Origin of the sequence: Alcaligenes sp. MMA, from assembly GCF_020907215.1 — a bacterium.
Classification (GTDB): domain Bacteria; phylum Pseudomonadota; class Gammaproteobacteria; order Burkholderiales; family Burkholderiaceae_B; genus Alcaligenes; species Alcaligenes aquatilis.
On the sequence record NZ_JAJJPP010000001.1, the window covers coordinates 419760 to 443386 of the forward strand.

Below are 23627 nucleotides of genomic sequence, written 5' to 3' on the forward strand. Positions count from 1 at the left end.
AAAGGTGAAACGATGAGCTTATTTTCTGAAGGGGCTTCCTGGCGCGCCCTACGCCTGATGGGCCTGGCATTCGCGTTGTTGACTACGGCTTGCGCTGCGCCTAGCTGGTCTGCCAAATTGACGCGTTATCAGCAATGGCCCACCACCACCAGTGGCGATACGTATTACATCAAGTCCTCGCCAGACAAAAGCGGCAGTTTGCAATACCAGTCTTTTGCTGATTCTGTGCGGGCTTCTATTGGGGTGACAGGACTGGTGCAAGCCCCTGATCTGAAATCGGCGCGTTTCGTGGTGCAAATGGATTATGGCAATCCGCAGGAGCAAAGCTGGGTGCCGCAATTTGCAGATAGCTTTTATGGCCCATCCGCATGGGGAATTGGTCGCGGCTATTATGCGCCAAATGATGGCTGGGGCGGCGGTTTCTTTTATTCTCCGAATGTAGTGAATGTTCCTGTCACTATGTATAAAAATTATCTAAATGTAATTATTACGGATAATCAAAACTCGGGCGCGGAAGTGTATCGCGCCACCGCTGTGTCGTATAGCCATTCTGACAATCTGGACCAGCAGATGCCTTTTTTGTCCCAGGCCATATTTGATGGTTTTCCCGGTAATAATGGACAAGTGATTGATATCCGATATCCATTACCTCGAGATTGAGTCGCTAGAACCCCGATATTATGTAGGGGTTTTAGATCAATAAGAAAGGGACCGCTTGAAAAGCGGTCCCTTTCTTTTGTTTGGTTTCCAAGCTTATTTGATAAGAAACTCTTCACGGCTGCGGCCATTGGCTTCTGCATCAATGATCCAGCGTGGTGGACGACCACGGCCCGTCCAGGTGTCTTGGGTGCCGGGGTGGCGGTATTTGGGAGGCAGGCTGGTTTTGGGACCATTGGAGCTAGCGCCAGCGCCGCGACGGGCAGAGTTTTCCAGAGCTTCAGCAACTTCTTCAATCGTGATCTCGTTGTCTTGCATGGACTTGACGATAGACGCAATGACAGGACGACGCTGTTTAACTCTAAGGGATTTCATCTGCTTTTGCAGACGCAGAATCTCTTTTTCGATCTTCTGCTTTGCGGAGCTGTAAGTTTCGACTGACATATAGGATTCCTGTTTCATGTTTGTAGTTATCTGATAAACCCTGCCTGCACAAGCTCATGTTTATCATGTGAAAGCAGTGTACTTTGATTTTCTTGAAAAGATAAGTGGTTTGGATAAAAAATAAACCCTTAATCAAAAAGGTGTTTGGTTTTTGTAATTATTTAAGGGTATTAGACGATTCTATGGCTCTTGATTAATTAATCTAATCAGGGGTTATCATAAAACCGAATGGGTTTATACCAAAACCATATGGGTTCATTTCTAATTAGACGGGTTTTTAAATAGTTTTAATTCCGTATCAGAAAATGTCGTAAGTAGAATATTTGAACCGATTGCTTCAATCGGCTGATTTGGGGGGGGGAGGGGCGTAAATGGCCTGATCCGTACGTGGGCATCGCATACGGTGGCACATTCTGTTTTAATGCTCAGATGGACGGAAGCCAAGTTGATGTCAGCACGTCTATTGGTACCCATTTTCGTCCCTTGCAGCCATGGGCTTGCCGGGGATCTGTCAGTAGGAATAAACGATGAAGTTAGTTGATCCGGCTATCAATGCTCTGGAATGTGCCCGTGGACTGTTGCTTGACCCCTGGGGTCTGGACGAAAGTCATTTGTCTGGCGCGCTCGGTGAGATCTTCACCCATCAGGCCGACTACGCCGATTTGTATTTTCAGTACACCCGTAGCGAAGGCTGGGCGCTGGATGAGGGGATCGTCAAAAGCGGCAGCTTTTCAATCGAGCAGGGCGTGGGTGTGCGTGCATTAAGCGGCGAGAAAACCGCGTTTGCCTATTCGGACTCCCTCAGTCCCGAGGCGTTGCTGTCCTCGGCCCGTGTGGTGCGTTCGATTGCACGCCAGGGCGGTTCGGGTAAAAGCGGCATTTTGGTGCCGACCGATTCACCGCGCCCCCCCTTGTATACCGGCACGGACCCTATCGCCAGTTTGCCTGCCCCTGAGAAGGTGGCTTTGCTGGGAAGGCTGGATGCTTTGGCGCGTGCGGCAGATTCGCGCGTGGTGCAGGTCATGGCCAGTCTGGGGGCGGAATACGATGTGGTGCTGGTCGCTGGTAGCGATGGCCGGTTGGCAGCCGATGTACGTCCCTTGGTGCATTTGTCCTTGTCGGTCATTGTTGAACAAAATGGCCGTCGTGAACGCGGCTCGGCAGCCGGTGGCGGGCGGGTTGACCTGTCCTATTTCTCTGACGATATGCTGCGCAGTTACGTGGACAAGGCTGTGCGTTCTGCCATGACCAATCTACAAGCCAAACCGGCACCCGCTGGGCAGATGACGGTGGTTCTGGGGCCGGGCTGGCCAGGCGTCATGCTGCACGAAGCGGTAGGCCACGGTTTGGAGGGCGATTTCAACCGGCGAGGCAGCAGCTTGTTCTCGGGCCGTATTGGCCAGCGCGTGGCCTCTAAAGGCGTGACCGTCATTGATGATGGCACCTTGGAAAACCGCCGTGGTTCCTTAAATATGGATGACGAGGGCAATACCACGCAACGTACGGTTTTGATTGAAGACGGTATTTTGAAAGGCTACTTGCAAGATACCCATAATGCGCGCCTGATGGGGACGGCCATTACGGGTAATGGCCGCCGTGAATCCTACGCCAGCCTGCCCATGCCGCGTATGACCAACACCTTTATGTTGGGCGGCGATAAGGATCCTCAGGAAATTATTGCCTCGGTTAAAAAAGGTTTATATGCCGTAGACTTCGGTGGCGGCCAGGTTGATATTACTAGCGGTAAGTTTGTTTTCTCCGCCTCGGAAGCCTGGGTGATTGAAAATGGGAAACTGATGTACCCCGTTAAAGGGGCCACCCTGATTGGTAGCGGACCCGATGCCATGAATCAAATCAGTATGATCGGTAATGACATGCAGTTGGATTCAGGAGTGGGTACTTGCGGTAAAGAAGGTCAAAGTGTTCCGGTTGGGGTCGGGATTCCTACCGTGCGGATGGAAAACCTGACTGTGGGTGGAACCGCCTGATTTAATTTGCTGGCTAATCAAAACCAATAAAAAGACCGCCCGAAGTTGAATTAACGGGGACGGTCTTTTTTGATGCCGCTTTTATTGCAGCGCAGCACATTGCTTTTAGTTTTGATTTTTGCGCGGCAGGCACAACGGTGTTGGGATTAATGAGTATGGTTTTTCAGACAGTGCGTGTCACCGGCCTGGGTTTGCGCACGCGAATGGCCCACCAACACAACAGGGCCCCCGAACACACCATGGCCGAGCCTTGCCAGAAAGTCAGCGTCAAGGGGGCTTGCAGCAAAAAGGTGGACAGGGCGGCTGAAATGACCGGAATAAAGTAAGAAGCGCCGGCCAGTATGGTGACATTGCCATGCAAAATGCCCACGTTCCAGGCGGCATAACCAAAGCCCATCGCAATGGCAGCCAGCAGCAAATACAGTAAAGCGGGCACTGTGAACGTGATGGCAGGCGCGCCTTGGATCAGGTATTTCATCCACAGGGCCGCTGCTGTCAGCATGAAAAACAAGGTGATGCCATTTTTGCCCTGGGCGATGCGGGCGGTCATGGTGCTGTAGCCGGCCCAGATCAGTGCACCGCTAAAGGCCAGGCCGTAGCTCAAGGGATTGTCCTGCACATTCAGCCAGATGTTGTGCAGACTCAAGCCTTGTTCACCGCCCAGAATCCAACTGATACCCATCATGGACAAGAATAGGCCCGGCGCAATCAGCCAGTTGGCTTTTTGCTTATTGAACAAAATAGCGGCCACGATAGTGAAGGTGGGCCACAGATAATTGACCATCCCCACTTCAATAGCCTGCTGGCTGTTATGAGCATAGCCAATCGACAGGGCAAGGCACAGCTCATAACAGACAAACAGGATGCTGCCCCAAAGCAGGTAGCGGCGCGGGAAGTCTCGCAGGCGCACCCAGCCCACCGATAACAGCAGAAAGACGGTAGCCAGGGTGTAAATCAGGGCAGCGCCACCGGTGACGCCAAGATAGTCGCTGACGCTGCGTATCAGACCGACAATCGTGCTCCAAAGGACAATGGCGATCAGTCCGGTCAGGGTGGCCTTATCAGATTGCTTCATGCTGGTTTTACTGTCTGCCAGGCGCACCGTGGGCAGGTCGTGGCTTTACTTGGCCGAGACGGTGATGGGTTAATGGGCTGGGTCTGTATCAGGCTGTGGCAGTTTGCAAGCAGGATTCTGATGCAGCGCCCCTGCCTTGCTTAAAGACAGACCGATCCGCCTCGGTAAAGGCGCATGACAGTGTACTGTAAGCTGTGTATCGTCTTGGCGCGATCAGGGCGAATAAAGGGATAGGGCAGGGTATTTTCCACATTTTGCTGGCCCGCTCAATAGGGGGCGGGTGCTTACTTTTTGGGGTTTTAAGTCGGCTCTGCGTGTTTACGCTCCGTATGATTTTGAGTGTAAATCGGTTTGACTTAGATCTTTTCTAGGCATATCATTTCAACACGAATTAATCGTGCTGAATTATTTTGTTTGGCTAATTAAATGACCACAGATCAACACTACGATTTACGAATTTTGCGGGCTTTGCGCCAGATTACGCGCTCGATTGCCCTGCATTCCAGGCAGTTGTCGGCGTACAGCAATATCACCGCGCCTCAGTTGATCTGCCTGCGCACCATTATTGAAAAAGGCCCGCTGACGGCTACAGCCATCAGTCGCGAAATGCACGTCAGCCCCAGCACCGTGGTCGGTATTCTGGATCGTCTGGAAGACAAGAAACTGGTGCTGCGTGAGCGCGGTCGTGAAGATCGGCGCATTGTTTTTGTCAGTGCGACACCAGAGGGTAAGACCTTGGCACACGATACGCCATCCCCTTTGCAAAAGAAGCTGTCGGACGCTTTGAAAGAGTTGCCCGAGCTGGAACAGGCCACCATGACCTTGTCCCTGGAGCGCATTGTGCGCTTGCTCGACGCTGACCCGGATGTTGTGCTGGAGGCCGATGAGACGGCCTCGCCTATTCTTGAGGTCCCGGAAGGGGATGTTCCCCCTGAATCCGGGTTGGTGGTTTGACGGATCGACCCAGTCCGGGCAGCTCGGCCGGCAGTGTGACTGCCGCCGATCCTGCCCCCAGTGACCCGGCGCTGATCCTGCGAGCGCCTCAATTGCGCGATGCTGCTGCAATCCATCAACTGATTGCCGACAGTCCGCCCTTGGATCTGAATTCTGAATATCTCTATTTGCTGCTCAGCGAGCACTTTTCCCAGACCTGCGTTATTGCGCAGCGTGGGGAACAAATAGACGGTTTCATCTCTGCCTACTTTCTCCCCGACCGTCCCGATGTGCTCTTTGTGTGGCAAGTTGCCGTGCATGAGCGCGCCCGCGGGCGTCGTCTGGGGCAGGCCATGCTGGAGCACTTACGAGAGCGTTTGCGTGGTCGTTCCCTGCGCTATCTGGAAACGACGGTCAGCCCCGGGAACCGGGCGTCGCGCGGCTTGTTTGCGGCCATGGCACGGCGTTGGGGTGTGCCCATGCAGGAACAGGAATTTTTTGATACCGCCTTGTTTGCCGATCAGGCTCACGAGGCAGAACCTCTATTACGAATCGGCCCCTTGGACTCTGGATAAGGGGACTTTACGCAAAAGAACGGTAGAGCCGGTCTGGTTCGCTGATTGTTGTTTGTCGGCTCAAAAGACACGCCGTTCTATAACCAGGAGAGGAAATATGACTGATTTAAAAATATTCGACCGGATGGAGTCTGAAGTACGGGGCTACGTCCGGTCCTTCCCGGTCATTTTCAACAAAGCCCGAGGCTCGGTTTTGGAGGACGAGTCAGGTCGGCAATACATCGATTTTTTCAGTGGGGCCGGTACGCTCAACTACGGGCACAACAACCCCCATTTGAAAGAAAAGCTGATTGAATACCTGAACACCGACGGCTTGGTACATGGTTTGGACATGGCCACCAGCGCCAAGAAGTATTTTCTTGAAACGGTGGATAAAATTCTGCTCAAACCACGCGGGTGGAACTACCGCTTGCAGTTTACCGGGCCGACGGGCACCAATGCCGTGGAGGCGGCGTTAAAACTGGCACGCCAGGTCAAGGGTCGCCAGAATGTGATTTCCTTTACGCACGGTTTCCACGGCGTCAGCACGGGTTCCCTGGCAGTGACGGCGAATTCCAAGTTTCGTAGTGCAGCAGGTGTCGCCCTTGGCAATACCTCGTTCATGCCCTATGACGGGTACTTGGGCCCGGACGTCAATACGATGGCTTATCTGGAACGTTTGCTGGAAGATCCCAGCAGTGGTTTGGACCATCCTGCCGCGGTCATCGTGGAAACCGTGCAAGGTGAAGGGGGCGTGAACGTTGCCACACAGCGTTGGTTGCGTGAGCTGCAACGTCTGTGCCGCGAGCACGATATGTTGCTGATTGTCGATGACATTCAGGTCGGCTGCGGGCGTACTGGCCGTTTCTTCAGTTTCGAGCAAGCCGGTATCAGCCCTGACATTATTACCTTGTCCAAATCCTTGTCCGGCTTTGGCTTGCCCATGTCCCTGGTCTTGCTGCGTCCTGAGCTGGATGTGTGGAAGCCCAGCGCCCATAACGGTACCTTCCGTGGCAATAACCTGGCGTTCGTGACCGCCGCTCAAGCCCTGGAAAGTTACTGGGCCAACGAGGACTTTGAAGCCGAGATCCAGGGTAAAGAGCGCCAAGTGCGCGATTGGCTGGAAAATCTGGTGCACAGCTACCCCGATCGTGGCTTGAGTGTACGTGGTCGCGGCCTGATCCAAGGTCTGGTAACCCCACCCGGTGCCGGTCTGGCCAATGAAATTGCCGCACAGGCTTTCAAGCAGGGTTTGGTGGTTGAAACGTCGGGCGCCCATGACGAAGTTCTGAAGCTGCTGCCTGCGCTGACGATCAGCAATGAAGAGCTGACTCAAGGGCTGGACATTATTGAACGCAGCGTGGCGCAGTGCCTGTCCAAGCGTGGCAGCCAAGCCAAGATTCTGAAGATTGGAGGAGCACGCTAATGTTGGTGAAGAACGTACAGGATGTGATTGGAACCCGCGACGAGGTGCGTACAGATACCTGGGTCAGCCGCCGTGTTTTGCTCAAGAAAGACGGCATGGGTTTTTCCTTTCATGAAACCGTTATTTTTCCTGGCACCGAGACGCACATCCACTACCAGAATCACCTGGAAGCGGTATGGTGCATCGAGGGCGATGGTGAAATCGAAACCGTTGCCGACGGCAAGAAATACGAGTTGGGCCCAGGCGTGGTCTACGCTTTGGACCAGCACGACGAGCACTATCTGCGTGGTGGTAAAGAGCCGCTGCGAGTGATCTGCGTATTCAATCCGCCCTTGACCGGTCAGGAAGTTCACGATGAGAAAGGGGTTTACCCAGCCATCGTGGAAGACTGAAGACCTAAGGAGAGCATGATGACAGTGACCATGAGCGATCTGTACACATCCCGTACAGAACGAACGGCGGCCATCGTCAGCCGCCAGGAGCCGGTGGTGTATCCGGACCCGGTAGGTAGCCAGCCTTTGAACAAGTCCCAACTGCGGGAGTATGAGGACAACGGCTTTTTGCTGCTGCCCGATTTGTTCAATGCGCAGGAAGTGCAAGCCTTGCTGGGCAATGTGGAGGCGATGAGTGCGGATCCCGGCATCTTGTCCCGTGAAGAGGCCGTGGTGGAAAAAGGCAGTCAGGCCGTGCGCTCGATCTTCCGGGTGCATGAACTTAGCGAGTTGATTGCCCGCCTGGTGCGGGATCCACGTGTGCTGGATGTGGCTCGCCAGATTCTGGGCTCGGAGGTGTATGTGCATCAGTCCCGTGCCAACCTGAAACCGGGCTTTACCGGCAAGGAGTTTTACTGGCACTCGGACTTCGAGACCTGGCATATCGAAGATGGCATGCCGCAGATGCGCGCATTAAGTTGCTCGGTGCTGCTGACGGACAATAATGTGTGCAATGGCCCCTTGATGCTGGTGCCGGGCTCGCACCGCCAGTTCATCTCGTGCACGGGGCAGACACCGGACAACCATTACAAGGAATCCTTGCGCAAGCAGGAGTATGGCGTGCCCGATCCGATCAGCCTGCGTTTGCTGGTGGATCAAGGCGGCATTGAGGCCATTACGGCCAAGGCCGGTTCGGTGATCTTTTTTGACTGCAATACCTTGCATGGCTCGGCCAGCAATATCTCGCCTTGGCCACGAGCCAATGTGTTTACGGTCTATAACAGCATGGAGAACTGCGTGGGCGATCCCAAGCAGGGGCTGACACCCCGTCCTGCTCATGTGGCGACTCGCGGACAGTTCCCTGTCCTGACGCCATTGAGTGGGCCGTTGCTGGAGTCCTAAGCACGAAGAAGGTCTGTACCTTGCGTGCGGATTTGGCCGGATAAAACGCTCCCTGGATTTGTTTCCAGGGGGCGTTTTTTGTGTATTCAAGACTTTGCATAAGGGGATGAGGCGGCCAGTCTCTGGGACCGAGTTGTGGGCAGACTATTGGTCTTGATCGCATTGACGGGTCTGGGCCCAGGAAAGCAGTGAGCGCAGACAGTTCTTTGGTCATGGCTTAGGTCGGAATCATTTGAGATGCTTGCTGGCCAGGATCAGTGGCTTCAATGCACCTAATTGGCCCATTTTTTTATTTATACCCGGATAATATTGACTGATTAATAATACCCGGGTAAAAATAGGGCCTTCTTACTTGACGCATTGGTTTTGCTATGAAAACGACTTATCCCCATACTTACACCAGCTTTATGGGCCACCGCCGTATCGCGCACGGTTCCATGCTGGTCAATGTGCTGGCCGTGAAAAAAGTGCTGGAAAGCCAGGTTAACGATCCCGTGTTGATCTTTGACGATGAGACGGGCCGCTTCGTGGATGTGAATACGCACGGGACGGACGAAGAGCTGGCGCAACGCTATGCGTCTGTGGACGTCCCTGAACCTGAGCTTGAGCAGATAAAAGAAGAGGCCCCACGAAGCCGTGGTCGCCCCAAGCTGGGCGTCGTCCCCCGCGAGGTGACCTTGTTGCCACGACATTGGGATTGGCTGGCAACCCAGCCTGGAGGTGCATCGGTTGCCCTACGCAAACTGGTGGAACAAGCCCGCCGAGCCAGTGCCGCCAAAGATCAGCGTCGTCAGGCGCAAGAGCGGGTCTATAACTTCATGACGGCAATCGGTGGCGATTTGCCCGGCTTTGAAGAAGCCATGCGAGCCTTGTTTGCCGATGAGTGGGAGCGATTCAAACAACTGCTGGCAGCCTGGCCGGAAGATGTGCGTGAGCATGCTATCAAACTGGCTGAAGCTCCGGCGACATCCTTGCTTGAATAAGACTTGGGGACAGAGAGCATGAGCACCAAGCCTCAGCCACATGTGTATCTGGAGCCGACTCAGGCATCAGGTCGTGCCTTTGTCATGCGCGACGCACGCAAGCGGCGGCCAGTTTTTGGGTTCAGGCGGCCCATTCTTGATTGGTCCGAAACAGGGGCGACGGGATCTGGCTATGCTGGTTTAGCGACAAAGCACAGATTCGTTTTTGGCTTTTGCTAATAAGGCGGATTACCTGGGAGGGCTGGCCCGTCGCCGTGCAGGTTTGGAGAGCTCCCTCTACGGAGCCTTTGCAGGAGATTGACTATTTTTTTGGAAAAAGCCGTTTGAGCGCGGTTCAGGGGAGAGCCACGCTCAAGTGACGCAGTGTTAGCGTTCACGCCGCCTGAATAAAGTTGCTCAAGAACGCTTGAGTTCGTGCTTCCTGCGGGTTGCAGAATACTTGTTCGGGCGGGCCGGATTCCACGATCACGCCTTTATCAAAGAAGCAGACGCGGTCTGAGACTTCCTTGGCAAATTGCATTTCGTGGGTCACCAGCAAAATTGTCAGATCCTGTTCCTGACTCAGCTTTTGAATCACGCCCAGCACTTCGCCCACCAGTTCCGGGTCTAGAGCCGAGGTTGGCTCGTCAAATAGCAGAATGTTCGGTTCCATGGCCAGGGCTCGAGCAATGCCGACGCGCTGTTGCTGCCCGCCAGAGAGCTGGCTGGGGAATTTGTCCGCATGGTCGATCAGACCCACCAGATCCAGATATTTGGTGGCCCGCTCGCGCGCCTGTTCTTTGGACAGGCCCAGCACATGGGTGGGCGCTTCGGTGACGTTGCGCATCACCGTCATGTGCGGGAACAGGTTGAACTGCTGGAACACCATGCCCATTTCCTTGCGCATTTCGCGCAAATGGTTTTGGCTGGCGGGCACCAACTTGTCATCAACTCGTTCGTGCCAGAGAGGTTTGCCTGCTACCGTGATGACGCCTTCGTCGATGGTTTCCAGCGTCATCAGGATACGCAGTACCGTGGATTTACCAGAACCGGAAGGGCCGATGATGGTGACTTTCTCACCAGGCTCTACCTGGAAGTTCAAGGCATCCAGGACAGTGACATCACCGAATTTCTTGGTGACATTGTCAAATTGAATGATGGGGTTTGTAGTGTCAGTCATCGCAGGGGAATTCCTTGCTTGGGCAAGCGCTGGTCCAGCGCTCGTACCCCAGCCGAAGCCAGGAGGGTCAGCAGCAGGTACAGGCCGCCCACCATGGACAGGGGAATGATGTAGTTAAAAGTGCGGTCACCAATAATCTTGGCCACGTTCAGGACTTCCAGCACCGATACGACAGAGAGCACGGGCACGTCCTTCATGATGGACACCAGGTAATTACCCATGGCCGGGATGATGCGCGGGATAGCCTGGGGCAGGGTGATGACCATAAAGGTGCGCAGCGGAGAAATATCCAGCGCGCGAGCGGCTTCAGTCTGGCCGTGAGTAACAGACTCCAGACCGGCTCGATAGACTTCAGACAGATACGCGCTGTATTGCACCCCCAGCGCCAGCGCGCCGGTCAGAAAGGCGGGTAGCACGATGCCGTAGTCCGGCAGCACGTAGTACAGGAAAAACAGTTGCACCAGCAAAGGCGTGTCGCGCAGGAGTTCGGTCAGTACATAGGCGGGCCAGGAAATCAGGCGCAAACGCACGCTTTTCAGGCCGGCCAGAATCAGTCCTAGCACCGCGGCCACACCGAAGCCTAGCACAGCGGCCTGGATGGTGACCCATAAGCCTTTGAGTAAGATAGGCAGGATAGACAGCGCAAATGCTCCGTTGCTGCTGGTGTCCCATTCAATACCAAACAGCATGTTCAGCTCCTTTGCGCGCGCCAGCGGCCGGTTGCGCGTTCCAGCAATTTCATCAGGACGGTCAGTACCAGTGCCATGCCAAAGTACATCAGCAAGAGCAAGGTGTAGATGGTGGTGCTGTCCTGGGTGAAGTTGCGTATTTGTTCAGCTCTAAAGCTCAAGTCCCCCAAGCTGATCAAAGAGACCAGGGCCGTATCTTTCAGATTCTGCACGGCCAGATTCCCGAAGCTGGGCATCATCTCGGGGATGGCCTGGGGCAGGCTGATGCGCCACAGGGTTTGGCGCTCCGTAAAGTCCAGGGCCTTGGCGGCTTCCAGTTGGGAGTGTGGCACGGCCTGAATTGCCCCACGTACCACTTCGGCACCATAGGCGCCAATGTTCAGGCCCAAGGCCAGGGTGCCAGCCACGACCGGGTCCAGACGCCAGTCCAGACCCATGGACTCGCCCAGAATCGGCAGGGCAAAGTACAGCCAGAACAGTTGTACCAATAAAGAGGTGCCGCGAAAAACTTCAATAATCGTGATGGACAAAGAGCGCAGGGCGACCGAGTGGGACAGCCGGCCTATGCCCAGAGCAAAGGCGGCGATAGCTCCCACCACGGTTGAATACAGGGTGAGTTGTATGGTGACCCAGGCCCCTTCCATCAGGGGCAAGCTGTAACTTAACCAATCCATATCAGGTTCCAGACAAGGGCAGGCGACGCACGTTGAATGCTCTGTTGGCCCTTGCAAGGAGCCGCGCAGGCCCGTGCGGCCGCCTTACCCGCAGGTGAAGGATCAGGCTTTACACAGCTGTTCCGTGGATTTCTCAAACGAATGCTTGACGTCTTCTTCGGTAAAGCCATGCTTGCTCAGGATGGCTTTCCATTCATCGGTTTTTTTGAACTCAGCCAGTTCCTTGTTGACGGCATCACGCAGGTCCTCGGACTCCTTGGCAAAGGTAAAACCGCCCCAGCTACGGACCGGCTTGCCATTGATGATGGGATCCTTGAATTCGGCAGCCAGTTCCACCTTGCCATCTCCTTTGGAGGCCAGGTCGCTGGCAGTCTGGCCGGTAGCCGCATAGGCATCGGCACGACCTGTGGCTACGGTCGAGATGGCATCGGCGTTGTTGGAAATGGTGACCATGCGCGCGTCAGGCACACCCAGGGCCTGCATCATCTCTAGCTGATCGGCTCCCGCCATGATGGCAATCTTGTGATCGGTCTTGGCGAAGTCTTCGTAAGAGTGGATGTTCTTGGGATTGCCCTTGGCCACCAGCAGGCCTTCGCCGTAAGAGCTGTTGGGCTCGGAGAACAGCACGGTATTGCAGCGTTGCGGCAGGATGGCCATTTCAGCAGCCACCATATCAAAGCGTTTGGCTTGCAGGCCGGGAATCAGGGAGCCGAAATTGGCGGTTTCCCATTTGATTTCTTTGACACCCAGGCGCTCCATGATGGCCTGGGCCACTTCAGGGCCGGCACCTTGGGCTTTGCCGGACATGTCCATATATCCGTACGGAATTTCATTAGCAACGGCGACGCGAATCACGCCGCGCTCTTTGACTTGTTCCAGCGTGACAGCTTGGGCGCTGGAAGCGGCGGCCATGGTGCCCATCAGGGCAAAGGCCAGCGCGCAGAGGGGCTTGGATTGTAGTTTCATCATGAGTCCTTTTTTCGCCTATACCATTTCGTTATAAATGATTTGTTTTACGAAAGATTTGCAGGGAAATCATAGCGCATAAAATCATTCGTACTCAAATTAAATGGATAGAAACTATCGATCAAAAGAACTGATTAGAATTTCTATATAAGCAAAGTAGTTGATCTTAGGGAAAATGCGCGGTGTCTTGAGTGCGCGTTTTCACTATGCTCCCAAGGATTCAAGAGCGCTTGCCCTCTCAAAAGCGCCTGACTTGTGACTACCTCAGGTTGATTCATGAATAAGTTCGGCGCGCCTTCGGGCGCGCCGACACCTTTTTGGAAAGTGCGCTTTGGCGCGCTTTCAACACTACTGGTGCGGGAAATGCACGGTATCAAGCAACTGTGCTGACCCAGCAAGAACGCTAAGCCCGCGCGGTGTAGCGTCTCTTGTACCGGCAGCTGGCAACTTCTTCAGATCAGAAGTGCAGCCAGAAGAAAAAGTGGGTGACAGACTTACTTAATGCAAATCGTGGAGGTTGTATGCGCACAGAAGAGGGCGGTTTTATGAAACAGCATCTGATTTGGGTGCTGGTTGCGATGCTGGGGGCCTTTTCCCTGGGGACGGTAGCACTGAGCCGGGGGGAGAGCATCAATGCTCTATGGATCGTCGTCGCGGCAGTCTGCGTCTATTTAATTGCCTATCGTTACTACAGTCGTTTCATTGCTCGTAAGGTCTTTGAGCTGGACGCTACCCGCATGACGCCAGCCTGGCGTCATAACGATGGTCTGGACTACGTACCGACCAATAAACATGTGCTCTTTGGGCACCATTTTGCTGCAATTGCAGGTGCTGGTCCATTGGTGGGGCCGGTGCTGGCAGCGCAAATGGGGTATTTGCCCGGCATGCTCTGGATTCTGGCCGGCGTGGTGTTTGCGGGGGCGGTGCAGGACTTCACGGTTCTGTTCATCTCCATGCGCCGTGACGGGCGCTCGCTGGGGGATTTGATCAAGTCCGAACTGGGCACGGTGCCGGGTGTGATCGCGCTGTTTGGCGCTTTTCTGATTATGGTCATCATCCTGGCGGTGCTGGCGCTGATTGTGGTCAAGGCCTTGATCAACTCGCCGTGGGGCACCTTCACGGTGGCAGCAACGATTCCGCTGGCTATCTTCATGGGGATTTATCTGCGTTTCCTAAGGCCAGGCCGCATTGGCGAGGTCTCGGTGATTGGGCTGATCTTCCTGCTGGCCACCATTGTGTATGGTCAGGACGTAGCTGCACATCCAACTTGGGGGCCATTCTTTACCCTGAATGGCGAAGAGCTGACCTGGGCGTTGATTATCTACGGCTTTATCGCTGCCGTGCTGCCCGTGTGGCTGTTGCTGGCGCCGCGTGACTATCTGTCCACTTTCCTGAAAATTGGCACCATTGTGGGGCTGGCCATTGGGATTGTGATCGTTGCACCCGAGCTGAAAATGCCCGCCACCACCCAGTTTATTGATGGCACCGGTCCAGTCTGGTCCGGCAGCTTGTTCCCCTTCTTGTTCATTACCATTGCTTGCGGTGCCGTGTCCGGTTTCCATGCCTTGATTTCCTCGGGCACCACGCCCAAGATGATCGAGAACGAAACCCAGGCGCGCTACATCGGTTACGGTGGCATGCTGATGGAGTCCTTTGTGGCCATCATGGCGTTGGTGGCCGCTTGCGTTATCGAGCCTGGCATTTACTACGCCATGAATAGCCCGGCTGCCTTGATTGGCACCACGCCCGAACAGGCCGCGCAAGTGGTGTCCAGCTGGGGCTTTTTGATTACACCGGCTGACCTGACCCAAATGGCCAGTGACGTGGGTGAAAACAGCATCATTTCTCGTGCCGGTGGTGCTCCTACTCTGGCCGTAGGTATGGCCTTCATCTTGCATAACGTTATCGGCGGGCCTGCGATGATGAGCTTCTGGTACCACTTCGCCATTTTGTTTGAAGCCTTGTTCATTCTGACGGCCGTAGACGCCGGTACGCGTGCAGGTCGTTTTATGCTGCAAGATTTGATGGGCACCTTTGTTCCGGGCTTGCGGCGTACGGAGTCTCTGGTTGCCAACTTGATTGCCACTTCCTTGTGCGTGGCGGCGTGGGGCTACTTCCTGTATCAGGGCGTGGTCGATCCGTTAGGCGGCATCAATACCTTGTGGCCCTTGTTCGGTATTGCCAACCAAATGCTGGCGGCAGTGGCACTGGTCTTGGGTACGGTGGTGCTCTTTAAGATGAAGAAAGACCGCTACGCATGGGTGACCGTGGTTCCCACTCTCTGGCTACTGATTTGCACACTGGTGGCTGGCTTTCAGAAAATGTTCCACCCCGATCCCAAGATCGGCTTTTTGGCCCACGCCAAGGTGTACCAGCAAGGTCTGGCCGAACAAACCGTCATGGCACCGGCCAAATCACTGGAGCAGATGCAGCAGGTCATTTTCAACGATTACGTGAACTCCACCTTGTGTGGTCTGTTCATTTTCGTGGTCTTGAGCATGGTGTTCTTTGGCATACGTTGCGTGTTGAAAGCGCGCCGCAGCACAGAGCCGCATTCTGCCCAGACCCCCTACCAGCCATTGCCGGCTCAAGCGGCAGCAGGAGCTTGATATGAAAGGCTTATTGACCGGAGCGATCTCGCGCAGTGCCCAGGCAGGGCGGGGTACCGGGCGCTATCTGGCCACAACCTTGCGCCTGATGGTGGGCGTGCCTGATTACGAAACCTATTTGAATCATATGCGGGTGAATCACCCCGATCAGAAACCGATGGAATACGCCGAATTTTTCCGCGAGCGACAGCAAGCGCGTTATGGCGGAAAAGGACGGATAGCGTGTTGCTAAATTAGGCAGCTAAGGGCCAGAACCTTGTGTTTTGGCCCTTTCGCATCTGAGCAGGACAGATAGCGATCAGTTTTGTATACAGATGTAAAAATAAGACAAACAAGCCAGCTAAACGATTTATCGTGATTTTTTGCGATAACACGAAACAAAAGGGCCAATAAAAAATGCTAAACGAAATGATCGTTTCGTTTGGTGGTGTTTTTTAGCGGCTTGTTGGTATAAATATTTTGTTATTCTGCGTTTTTGTGGGTGAATCTTGCCGGTTTTGTTGGCGGCACGTCCGGAACTGTGTTAGGATTTTTCCCATGACTTTCGCAACCCCCGTTTTCTTCTTTTATTTTTATGCTTTTCCGATGCCGCTGGTGGAGGAAAGGACGGGTTGCACCAAACACAAGTAAGACCCAAATCCTGAAATAAGCCGCCAGCATTGTCCGGGCGGCTTTTTTTTCGTTTGCCCCCGGACCTGGCAAACCAACTGGAGTTCAATCGTGTCGCACAATACTGATGATTTACGGATTCGTGAAATTAAGGAGCTGTCTCCCCCATCCCATGTGATGCGCGAGTTCCCGTGTACCTCTGCTGTCTCGACCACGGTTCACAAGGCACGTCGCAGCATTCACAAGATTCTTCACGAACGCGATGATCGTCTGGTGGTCGTGGTGGGCCCTTGTTCCATTCACGATACTGAAGCTGCAATGGACTACGCCCGCCGTTTGACGGTGGAGCGCAAGCGTTTTGCGCCCGAGCTGGAAATTGTGATGCGTGTGTACTTCGAAAAACCACGTACCACAGTAGGCTGGAAAGGGCTGATCAACGACCCCTTCATGGATGGCAGTTTCAACATCAATCAGGGTTTGCGTACGGCGCGTGAATTGCTGCTGGCCGTCAACCAGTTGGATTTGCCTGCAGGCTGCGAGTTCCTGGACATGATTACCCCCCAGTACATTGCCGATCTGGTGTCCTGGGGCGCCATTGGTGCTCGTACGACGGAAAGCCAGGTTCACCGCGAGCTGTCCTCCGGATTGTCCTGCCCCGTGGGTTTCAAAAATGGCACGGATGGCAATATTCGTATTGCTCTGGACGCGATCAAGGCCGCTTCGCAGCCGCACCATTTCCTGTCGGTCACCAAGGGTGGTCACTCCGCCATTGTGTCCACCGTGGGCAATAACGATTGCCACGTGATTCTGCGCGGTGGCAAGACGCCGAACTACGATGCTGAAAACGTCGAGGCAACCAGCCAGGCCATGATCAAGGCCGGTATGGTGCCACGTGTCATGGTTGATGCCAGCCACGCCAACAGCAATAAAGACTACCGCCGTCAGCCCGAAGTGCTGGCCGATGTGGCTGGTCAGATTTCTGGCGGCGATATGCGTATTTGCGGCGTGATGATCGAAAGCCATCTGGTAGGCGGTCGTCAGGACGTGGTGGAAGGCAAGCCCTTGACCTACGGCCAAAGCATCACCGACGGTTGCATTGATTGGGATGACACCGTGGTGGTTCTGGAAAAACTGGCCCAAGCGGTGCGTCAGCGTCGCCAGGCGCGAGTCGCTCTTGAAGAGGGGGCACTTAGCCACTCATAATAGGGTTTTGCCTTTTTGGAATGCTCATGAATGCTCCCGGTCATGCCGATCTAGCGCGGCGCCCTTTACCTGAAGGTTTTGTAGAAGCCTTGCAGGCTCAGTTCCAAGAGCGGTGCTCGCTTTCTCACGCTGTGCGTGAACACCATGGACGGGATGAATCGCCGTATCCACCCATGCTGCCTGATGTGGTTGTTTTTGCTCGCGGCACAGAAGAAGTCGCCTGGGTGGCGCGGCATTGCCATGAGCACCATGTGCCCCTGATTCCTTACGGGGCTGGTTCCTCGCTGGAAGGGCATTTTCTGGCGATTCAAGGTGGCGTCAGTCTGGACTTGTCCGGCATGGACGAGATCGTGGCGATCAATGCCGAGGACTTCACCGCGACAGTGCAGGCTGGCGTGACACGCATGGCCCTGAATGAGCATATCCGTGACACAGGTTTGTTCTTCCCCATCGATCCCGGTGCGGATGCCAGCCTGGGTGGGATGGCTGCAACCCGCGCTTCAGGTACCAATGCCGTACGCTACGGCACCATGCGTGAAAACGTCCTGACTCTGAAGGTCGTGACGGCAGACGGCCGCATTATCGATACGGCTAATCGCGCCAAGAAATCCTCGGCCGGTTACGACCTGACTCGCTTGTTCATTGGTAGCGAAGGCACGCTGGGCATCATTACCGAAGTGACGGTCCGCCTGTACCCGCAGCCCGAAGCCATTTCCGCCGCCATCTGTAATTTCCCCGATCTGCGCTCTGCCGTGCAAAGCGTGATCGAGGTCATTCAAATGGGTATCCCAATTGCGCGTGTCGAGTTCATGGATGCCGCAGCAGTGCGTGCCACCAATGCCTACAGCAAGCTAACGCTGAAAGAGTCGCCCCTGCTGCTGTTTGAATTTCACGGCAGCCCCAGCGGTGTGCAGGAGCAGGCTCAGGTGGTTCAGGAAATTACCCGCGAGAACGGCGGCATGGACTTTGAATGGGCCGATAAGGCCGAGGACCGTTCGCGTTTGTGGACGGCTCGACACAATGCCTACTTTGCCGGTTTGCAACTGCGCCCTGGCTGCCGCTCCAGCACCACAGACGTTTGTGTGCCTATTTCCGCCCTGGCAGAATGTGTGGCGCAAACCGCGGCCGATATGGATCAGGCTCCGTTCCCGTACACCATCGTGGGCCACGTGGGCGATGGCAACTTCCACGTCCTGATGCTGCTCGATGCCGACAGCCAGGAAGAGTGGGACGAGTCCGAGCGCCTGAACCATCGTCTGGTGGAGCGTGCCATTGCCATGCAAGGCACCTGCACGGGTGAGCACGGCGTAGGTCTGCACAAGATGGAGTTCATGCTGGCCGAGCACGGTCAGGATGCCCTGGATGTGATGAGCAGCATCAAGCATGCGCTGGATCCTCATAACATCATGAACCCTGGCAAGATGTTGCCTGCGCGTCCTCTGGGCTGATCGCGCTTGAGTCACACTTGAGTCGGCCTGAAAGCCCGGACCTTGTGTCTGGGCTTTCGTGTCTTGGGTAGTACCGTTTTCCAGAAACCCCAGGCACTGGCAGCGTCGGCCTGTACATGCGTCAGGGCAGGCGTACAATGCCTTTTTTAGTTAGTCAGGTGTGCGCCGGACCATCGGTCTGCCTGCTGCGACACCTCTCATCATCACTGCAATGACTATTTCCACCAAAAAAGGTCGCGTCGTTATCGGAATGTCCGGCGGCGTGGACTCCTCTGTCTCGGCCTGGTTGCTTAAAGAGCAAGGCTATGAAGTCGTGGGCCTGTTCATGAAGAACTGGGAAGACGACGACGATTCCGAATTCTGCTCCTCGCGCCAGGATTGGCTGGATGCGGCCAGCGTGGCCGATCTGGTCGGGGTCGAGATTGAGGCGGTCAACTTCGCAGCAGAATATAAAGACCGCGTGTTTGCGGAGTTCTTGCGGGAATACTCGGCGGGCCGTACCCCGAATCCCGATGTTCTGTGTAATGCGGAAATTAAATTCAAGGCCTTTCTGGACCATGCCATGACCTTGGGCGCTGATTGGATTGCGACTGGCCATTACGCTCGCGTGCGTGGTGTGCCCATGACCGGGGGCGGTACAGACTACCAGTTGCTCAAAGGCTTGGATGCGTCTAAAGACCAAAGCTATTTTTTGCACCGCCTGAATCAGGCGCAGTTGTCGCGCACCTTGTTTCCTTTGGGTGAGATCAACAAGCAGGAAGTGCGTCGTATTGCCGAAGAACTGAAGCTGCCCAATGCGGCTAAAAAAGACTCAACCGGCATTTGCTTTATTGGCGAGCGTCCTTTCCGCGAATTTTTGAATCGCTATCTGCCTACTCAACCCGGTCCGATCAAGACACCGGAAGGGCAGGTGCTGGGTCAGCACGTGGGCCTGGCTTTCCACACCTATGGTCAGCGCAAGGGTTTGGGCATTGGTGGCGTCAAGGGCAAGCAGCGCGAAGACGGTACCGCCGACGCCTGGTATGCCGCCCGTAAAGACTTGGCTACAAACACTTTGTATGTTGTGCAAGGGCACGATCACCCCTGGCTGTTGCAGTCCGAATTGAAGGCTGAGCAGACTAGCTGGGTAGCAGGCCATCCGCCGGCGTTGGGCCCGATTCATGCCAAGACCCGCTATCGCCAGGCTGATGCCGCCTGCACGGTGCTGGCGGCTGAAGGTGACAGCCTGTCTCTGCGTTTTGATCAGCCTCAGTGGGCTGTAACCCCCGGTCAGTCCGTGGTCTTGTACGACGGTGACCGCTGCCTGGGCGGCGGCATTATTCAATAAGAGGCGGGCATGGATCCCATTCTTGTCATCAGTTTGCTGGTGCTGGGTGCCGGTATAGGGTTGGCCGCTGGTTTGCTGGGGATTGGCGGGGGCATGATTCTGGTGCCATTCCTGACCTTCCTGCTGCCCTTGTTTGGTGTGCCGCAAGAGCTGGCCGTGCATGCGTCCATTGCCACGGCCATGGCCACGATTCTGTTTACTTCCTTGTCCAGCGTACGGGCGCATCATAAACATGGCGCCATCCGTTGGGACGTGGTCAAGGTGATGGTGCCCGGTTTGATCGTGGGCGGTCTGCTGTCGGGCGGCGCGATTTTTGCCATGATCAACAGCACGGCGCTGGCGATTGTGTTCGGTGTGTTCGTCTTGTATTCGGCCTCTAAAATGGCGCGCAAGTCGGCCCCGGTGCAAGGCCGCTCCTTGCCTGCCCCATTTTGGATCGCTGCCATGGGCGCCTTGATCGGTTTCGTCTCCGGTCTGTTGGGTGCGGGCGGGGCCTTCTTGTCCGTCCCCTTCATGCTGCGTGGCAATGTGCCTGTGCGACAGGCCGTCGCCACTTCGGCTGCACTGGGCTTTTTCATCGCGCTGGCCAATAGCGTGGGCTATATCTGGTCCGGTCAGGCCACTTTCGGCAGCCATCCTGGCATGATTGGCTTTATCTACTGGCCTGCCTTGTTGATTGTTTCGGCCACCAGTATTTGTACCGCGCCCTTGGGCGCCAGCCTGGCCCACAAAATTGACCAGGTGACGCTTAAGCGTATTTTTGCCAGCATGCTGACTGTGCTGGCGATCTATATGATTACGCAGGCCATTACACAGCTTTGATGTCTTTACGCTGGGCTTTGCCAAAGGCAGAGTCCAGTCCATTCAATTCGGTTTCTTCTGCCGGCTCAAACACGCCTCCTTTAGTCCATTGAATCGCTGTCCGTAGCGCGGCAATCGCCTGCTCGCTTTGCGGCAGTGTGCGGCCATAGGCATGGAACTCGTGCGTCATGTCCGGCCAGACATCCAGCCGAATGCCGGCTCCTTGCTTATGCGCCTCTTGGGCAAAATCGCGAATCATGTCCACCAGAATCTCCTTGCCGCCTGCCTGAATGTAGATGGGGGCTAGATGGCGAAGATCCTGGGCAATGGGAGAGAGTTGATCGTCACTCCAGAGGCCGTTGCCCTTCAGCCATTGACCGTATTGCAGTGTTTGATAGCCCTGCACCATATCGTAGCGATCATAGCCAAACTGGCTGGCGCCGCGTCGTCCTATATCCGTCCAGGGGCTTAGTGCCAAGGCCAGAGAAGGTTGGGGCAGTCCGGCCTGGCGCAGGCTGACTAGGGTCATCAGCACCAGGTGTCCGCCTGCCGAGTCGCCTGCCAGGACAATATCCTGCGCGGGGATGCCACGTTTGAGCAGATAGCGGTAGGCCTCTAGCGCATCTTCCTGTTGGGCTGGGTGAGGATGTTCCGGGGTCAGGCGATAGTCCACGGCGAAGATGGGTATTTGCAGCTTGTGGGCCAGCAGACGAGTGAAGTGGCGCGACACGATTGGGTAGAACGCATAGCCGCCGCCATGAAAGTACAAGATGGTTTTGCTGCTGTTTGGGCGATCTGGAGTGAACCAGTCTCCCCGTGGTTCTGGGGACGTGCTGGCCTGCATCTGGACGGGCAAGTCCGGTTCGGCAATCGTGTACAGGCTGTCGAAATAGGCGCGGCCTTCAGCTAGGGTTGGCAAGCGGAAGGCGTGGTTGAACTGCTTGCGATAGAACAGGGTGGCGATTTCAAAAGGCACAGACCAGCCGGACACCAGCGGCTTGGCGATGATACGTCGGGCCAGTACGTCTATGGTGGTGGCCCAGAGGGTGAGGGCGCTTCGGCAACGATGAGACCAGGATCCTTGCAAAATAGTTTTAGGCATAAGAGGGCGGGGCTGAAGTAGGATAAAGGGACTTTCAGTGTGGCCCGTCTTGTCTGGGCCGGATAGAACGGAAACGACTTGCCATGTCTGCTTTGCCTTGTGCCCGTTTGCATCGCCCCAGCCGAAAAACCGCGGCCAGCATCCATCTGGGGGTGGAGCGTGATACCCGTGGTTTGGCTCTGCCGTCGGAGCAGCGTTTGAATTTTTATCCAGCCTCGCCCCTGGTGGTTTTGTCGTGGGTTTTTCATGGCCAACTGCACATGGTTCAGACGCCAGCGAATGGGGGGGCTCCGGTACTGTCAGAGGCCCTTCCCAGCATGTTGTTTGCCGGGCCGTCGCGTACGCCGTCCATTAGCTGGTCTCCGGGATCTGTCCATGCGATTTCGATTGGACTTTACCCCGATGCCTTCAAGCGTGTGTTTGGTATAGAGGCCAGCGACTTGATGGATCTGGTACTGCCTATGGAGCAGGTTTTGCCTGCTTCTAGTTGTCAGGCCCTTGGACAGGTAGGCACTGAAGATGGCCCTTTATTTCAGCAGCTGGAGTCAGCAATCCAACGTTGCGCCCATGGCGGTCTGGCAACAGGCGGTGCTGCTACCTTGAACCATTGGTTGACGGCTTTGGGGATGAAAATAGCAGCAACTTGCACGGGAACGGGCTTGCGTCAGATGCAACGGCAATTCAAGCGTTGGGCTGGGCAGAGTCAGCGTGAGCTACAGCTTTATGTGCGTGCAGAGCGTGCTTTTGCCCTGGTGCAGCAGCAGGAAAATCCGGTCTGGTCCGATGTGGCGCTGCAGGCCGGGTATAGCGACCAGTCTCATTTTGGCAGAGAGGTCAAACGAATTTCCGGCTTTTCGCCGGCCCAGTTTGCCCAGCGCATGAAGACCGATGAGGCCTTCTGGATGTATCGTTTGCTGGGTAAGTCCTGAGGTGGCAGACATAAAAAAACCCATTCAAAAGAATGGGCCCTTGCTTGCTGGCGCAACGCTCACTGCGTAGGCGGTAAGGTGCTGGCAAACGAGGGACGCGCTTGGAGTTTTTCATCCAGGCGTTGCAGATTGCCGTACTGCGAGCGCCAGTCCAGCTCAGGAAAGCGCAGGTCCAGATAACCCAGTGCGCAGCCTACGGCAATGTCGGCCAGGCTAAAGCTGGTGCCCATGCAAAAGGACTGGTCACCCAGGGTGTTGTTCATCGATTGCAGGGCAGCGGTGATTTTGCTGTTTTGGCGGTCAATCCAGGCGGGCAGACGTAGCTCTTGGGGGCGGCGATTTTCCACCACGATGGCAACGCAGGCGTCAAGCAAGCCATCGGCAATGGCTTCCCAGCATTTGACTGCAGCGCGATCACGTCCGGCTTGGGGGATCAGGCGGCCGACGGGCGAGAGGGTATCCAGATATTCGACGATCACGCGGGAGTCAAACAAGCTTGCCTGATCATCCATAATCAGACAGGGAACTTTGCCCAGTGGATTGTGTTTCAGAATATCGCTGTCATCGGCCCACACATCCTCCAGAATCAGCTCGTAATCGAGCTTTTTTTCCGCCATGACAACACGCACTTTGCGCGCGTATGGGCTGGTGAGGGAAGCTATAAGTTTCATAAAAAGCTATCAAAAGTTGCAGGCTCAAAAAGTATAGCAGGAACCT

The 23627-nt window shown here is 55.3% G+C and carries 23 protein-coding genes; 15 read left to right on the top strand and 8 right to left on the bottom strand.

The features are described from left to right. The first annotated feature begins 12 nt into the window (after window positions 1-12). A complete protein-coding gene (locus LNA76_RS01855) occupies window positions 13-660 on the top strand; it encodes a DUF4136 domain-containing protein (protein WP_094197238.1) in 648 nt (215 codons plus the stop codon). Between the two features lie 93 nt (window positions 661-753). Here the strand turns inward: LNA76_RS01855 and LNA76_RS01860 are convergent, their stop codons facing one another. Continuing rightward, window positions 754-1101 carry an H-NS histone family protein gene (locus LNA76_RS01860; RefSeq protein WP_094197237.1) on the bottom strand — a complete coding sequence of 116 codons (348 nt, stop codon included), beginning with the start codon at window positions 1099-1101 and terminating at the stop codon, window positions 754-756. A 527-nt stretch (window positions 1102-1628) separates the two neighbouring features. Here LNA76_RS01860 and tldD point away from each other — a divergent pair. Next, complete coding sequence (tldD, locus tag LNA76_RS01865) at window positions 1629-3089, top strand: metalloprotease TldD (RefSeq protein WP_094197236.1); 1461 nt, start codon at window positions 1629-1631, stop codon at window positions 3087-3089. A gap of 163 nt (window positions 3090-3252) precedes the next feature. Here the strand turns inward: tldD and yddG are convergent, their stop codons facing one another. Next, entirely contained in the window at window positions 3253-4164 is a 912-nt protein-coding gene (yddG, locus tag LNA76_RS01870) for an aromatic amino acid DMT transporter YddG (protein WP_230017751.1), read from the bottom strand. Window positions 4165-4590: 426 nt separating this feature from the next. On the opposite strand from yddG, the gene LNA76_RS01875 reads away from it, so the two are divergent. The 6 genes from LNA76_RS01875 to LNA76_RS01900 all read left to right on the top strand — a co-directional run bounded on the left by LNA76_RS01875 (window position 4591) and on the right by LNA76_RS01900 (window position 9394). Continuing rightward, window positions 4591-5118, top strand: coding sequence for a MarR family winged helix-turn-helix transcriptional regulator (locus tag LNA76_RS01875; protein WP_042481944.1), 528 nt, complete (start codon window positions 4591-4593; stop codon window positions 5116-5118). Then, complete coding sequence (ectA, locus tag LNA76_RS01880; protein WP_376913960.1) at window positions 5115-5672, top strand: diaminobutyrate acetyltransferase; 558 nt, start codon at window positions 5115-5117, stop codon at window positions 5670-5672. Before LNA76_RS01875 ends, ectA begins: the two co-directional genes overlap by 4 nt. A 97-nt stretch (window positions 5673-5769) precedes the next feature. Continuing rightward, a complete protein-coding gene (gene ectB, locus LNA76_RS01885; protein WP_094197232.1) occupies window positions 5770-7077 on the top strand; it encodes a diaminobutyrate--2-oxoglutarate transaminase in 1308 nt (435 codons plus the stop codon). Beyond that, a complete protein-coding gene (locus LNA76_RS01890; RefSeq protein WP_094197231.1) occupies window positions 7077-7469 on the top strand; it encodes an ectoine synthase in 393 nt (130 codons plus the stop codon). The genes ectB and LNA76_RS01890 overlap by 1 nt, the downstream gene beginning before the upstream one ends. Window positions 7470-7487: 18 nt before the next feature. Beyond that, complete coding sequence (gene thpD / locus LNA76_RS01895; RefSeq protein WP_094197230.1) at window positions 7488-8411, top strand: ectoine hydroxylase; 924 nt, start codon at window positions 7488-7490, stop codon at window positions 8409-8411. Window positions 8412-8782: 371 nt separating this feature from the next. Then, window positions 8783-9394, top strand: coding sequence for a DUF2239 family protein (locus LNA76_RS01900; protein ID WP_108727713.1), 612 nt, complete (start codon window positions 8783-8785; stop codon window positions 9392-9394). A gap of 373 nt (window positions 9395-9767) precedes the next feature. On the opposite strand, the gene ehuA is transcribed toward LNA76_RS01900, so the two are convergent. The 4 genes from ehuA to ehuB form a co-directional block, all read right to left on the bottom strand. Next, window positions 9768-10553, bottom strand: a complete 786-nt coding sequence (ehuA, locus tag LNA76_RS01905) for an ectoine/hydroxyectoine ABC transporter ATP-binding protein EhuA (RefSeq protein ID WP_094197227.1) — start codon at window positions 10551-10553, stop codon at window positions 9768-9770. Then, window positions 10550-11242 (bottom strand): ectoine/hydroxyectoine ABC transporter permease subunit EhuD, encoded by a 693-nt coding sequence (gene ehuD / locus LNA76_RS01910; protein WP_230017753.1) that lies wholly within the window; start codon window positions 11240-11242, stop codon window positions 10550-10552. Before ehuD ends, ehuA begins: the two co-directional genes overlap by 4 nt. A 2-nt stretch (window positions 11243-11244) precedes the next feature. Beyond that, complete coding sequence (ehuC, locus tag LNA76_RS01915; protein ID WP_094197226.1) at window positions 11245-11916, bottom strand: ectoine/hydroxyectoine ABC transporter permease subunit EhuC; 672 nt, start codon at window positions 11914-11916, stop codon at window positions 11245-11247. Between the two features lie 102 nt (window positions 11917-12018). Beyond that, complete coding sequence (ehuB, locus tag LNA76_RS01920; RefSeq protein WP_108727711.1) at window positions 12019-12885, bottom strand: ectoine/hydroxyectoine ABC transporter substrate-binding protein EhuB; 867 nt, start codon at window positions 12883-12885, stop codon at window positions 12019-12021. Between the two features lie 518 nt (window positions 12886-13403). Here ehuB and LNA76_RS01925 point away from each other — a divergent pair. The 6 genes from LNA76_RS01925 (at window position 13404) to LNA76_RS01950 (ending at window position 20900) form a co-directional block, all read left to right on the top strand. After that, entirely contained in the window at window positions 13404-15491 is a 2088-nt protein-coding gene (locus LNA76_RS01925) for a carbon starvation CstA family protein (protein ID WP_094197224.1), read from the top strand. 1 nt (window position 15492) lies between these two features. Beyond that, window positions 15493-15723 (top strand): YbdD/YjiX family protein, encoded by a 231-nt coding sequence (locus LNA76_RS01930; RefSeq protein ID WP_009456207.1) that lies wholly within the window; start codon window positions 15493-15495, stop codon window positions 15721-15723. 485 nt (window positions 15724-16208) lie between these two features. Further along, window positions 16209-17303: a 3-deoxy-7-phosphoheptulonate synthase AroG gene (gene aroG / locus LNA76_RS01935; protein WP_269467009.1), complete on the top strand. Its 1095-nt coding sequence runs from the start codon at window positions 16209-16211 to the stop codon at window positions 17301-17303. A gap of 26 nt (window positions 17304-17329) precedes the next feature. Beyond that, a complete protein-coding gene (locus LNA76_RS01940; protein WP_230017755.1) occupies window positions 17330-18751 on the top strand; it encodes an FAD-binding oxidoreductase in 1422 nt (473 codons plus the stop codon). Between the two features lie 211 nt (window positions 18752-18962). Continuing rightward, a complete protein-coding gene (gene mnmA, locus LNA76_RS01945) occupies window positions 18963-20078 on the top strand; it encodes a tRNA 2-thiouridine(34) synthase MnmA (protein ID WP_230017757.1) in 1116 nt (371 codons plus the stop codon). 9 nt (window positions 20079-20087) lie between these two features. Then, entirely contained in the window at window positions 20088-20900 is an 813-nt protein-coding gene (locus LNA76_RS01950) for a sulfite exporter TauE/SafE family protein (RefSeq protein ID WP_230017759.1), read from the top strand. Here LNA76_RS01950 and LNA76_RS01955 read toward each other — a convergent pair. Beyond that, window positions 20887-21981 (bottom strand): alpha/beta hydrolase, encoded by a 1095-nt coding sequence (locus tag LNA76_RS01955; RefSeq protein ID WP_230017761.1) that lies wholly within the window; start codon window positions 21979-21981, stop codon window positions 20887-20889. The two genes, LNA76_RS01950 and LNA76_RS01955, sit on opposite strands and share 14 nt — an antisense overlap. Window positions 21982-22064: 83 nt before the next feature. Here LNA76_RS01955 and LNA76_RS01960 point away from each other — a divergent pair, with 83 nt between their 5' ends. Next, window positions 22065-22910 carry a helix-turn-helix domain-containing protein gene (locus LNA76_RS01960; protein ID WP_230017762.1) on the top strand — a complete coding sequence of 282 codons (846 nt, stop codon included), beginning with the start codon at window positions 22065-22067 and terminating at the stop codon, window positions 22908-22910. Between the two features lie 59 nt (window positions 22911-22969). On the opposite strand, the gene LNA76_RS01965 is transcribed toward LNA76_RS01960, so the two are convergent. Continuing rightward, entirely contained in the window at window positions 22970-23581 is a 612-nt protein-coding gene (locus LNA76_RS01965) for a glutathione S-transferase family protein (RefSeq protein WP_094197216.1), read from the bottom strand. Window positions 23582-23627: the final 46 nt, after the last annotated feature.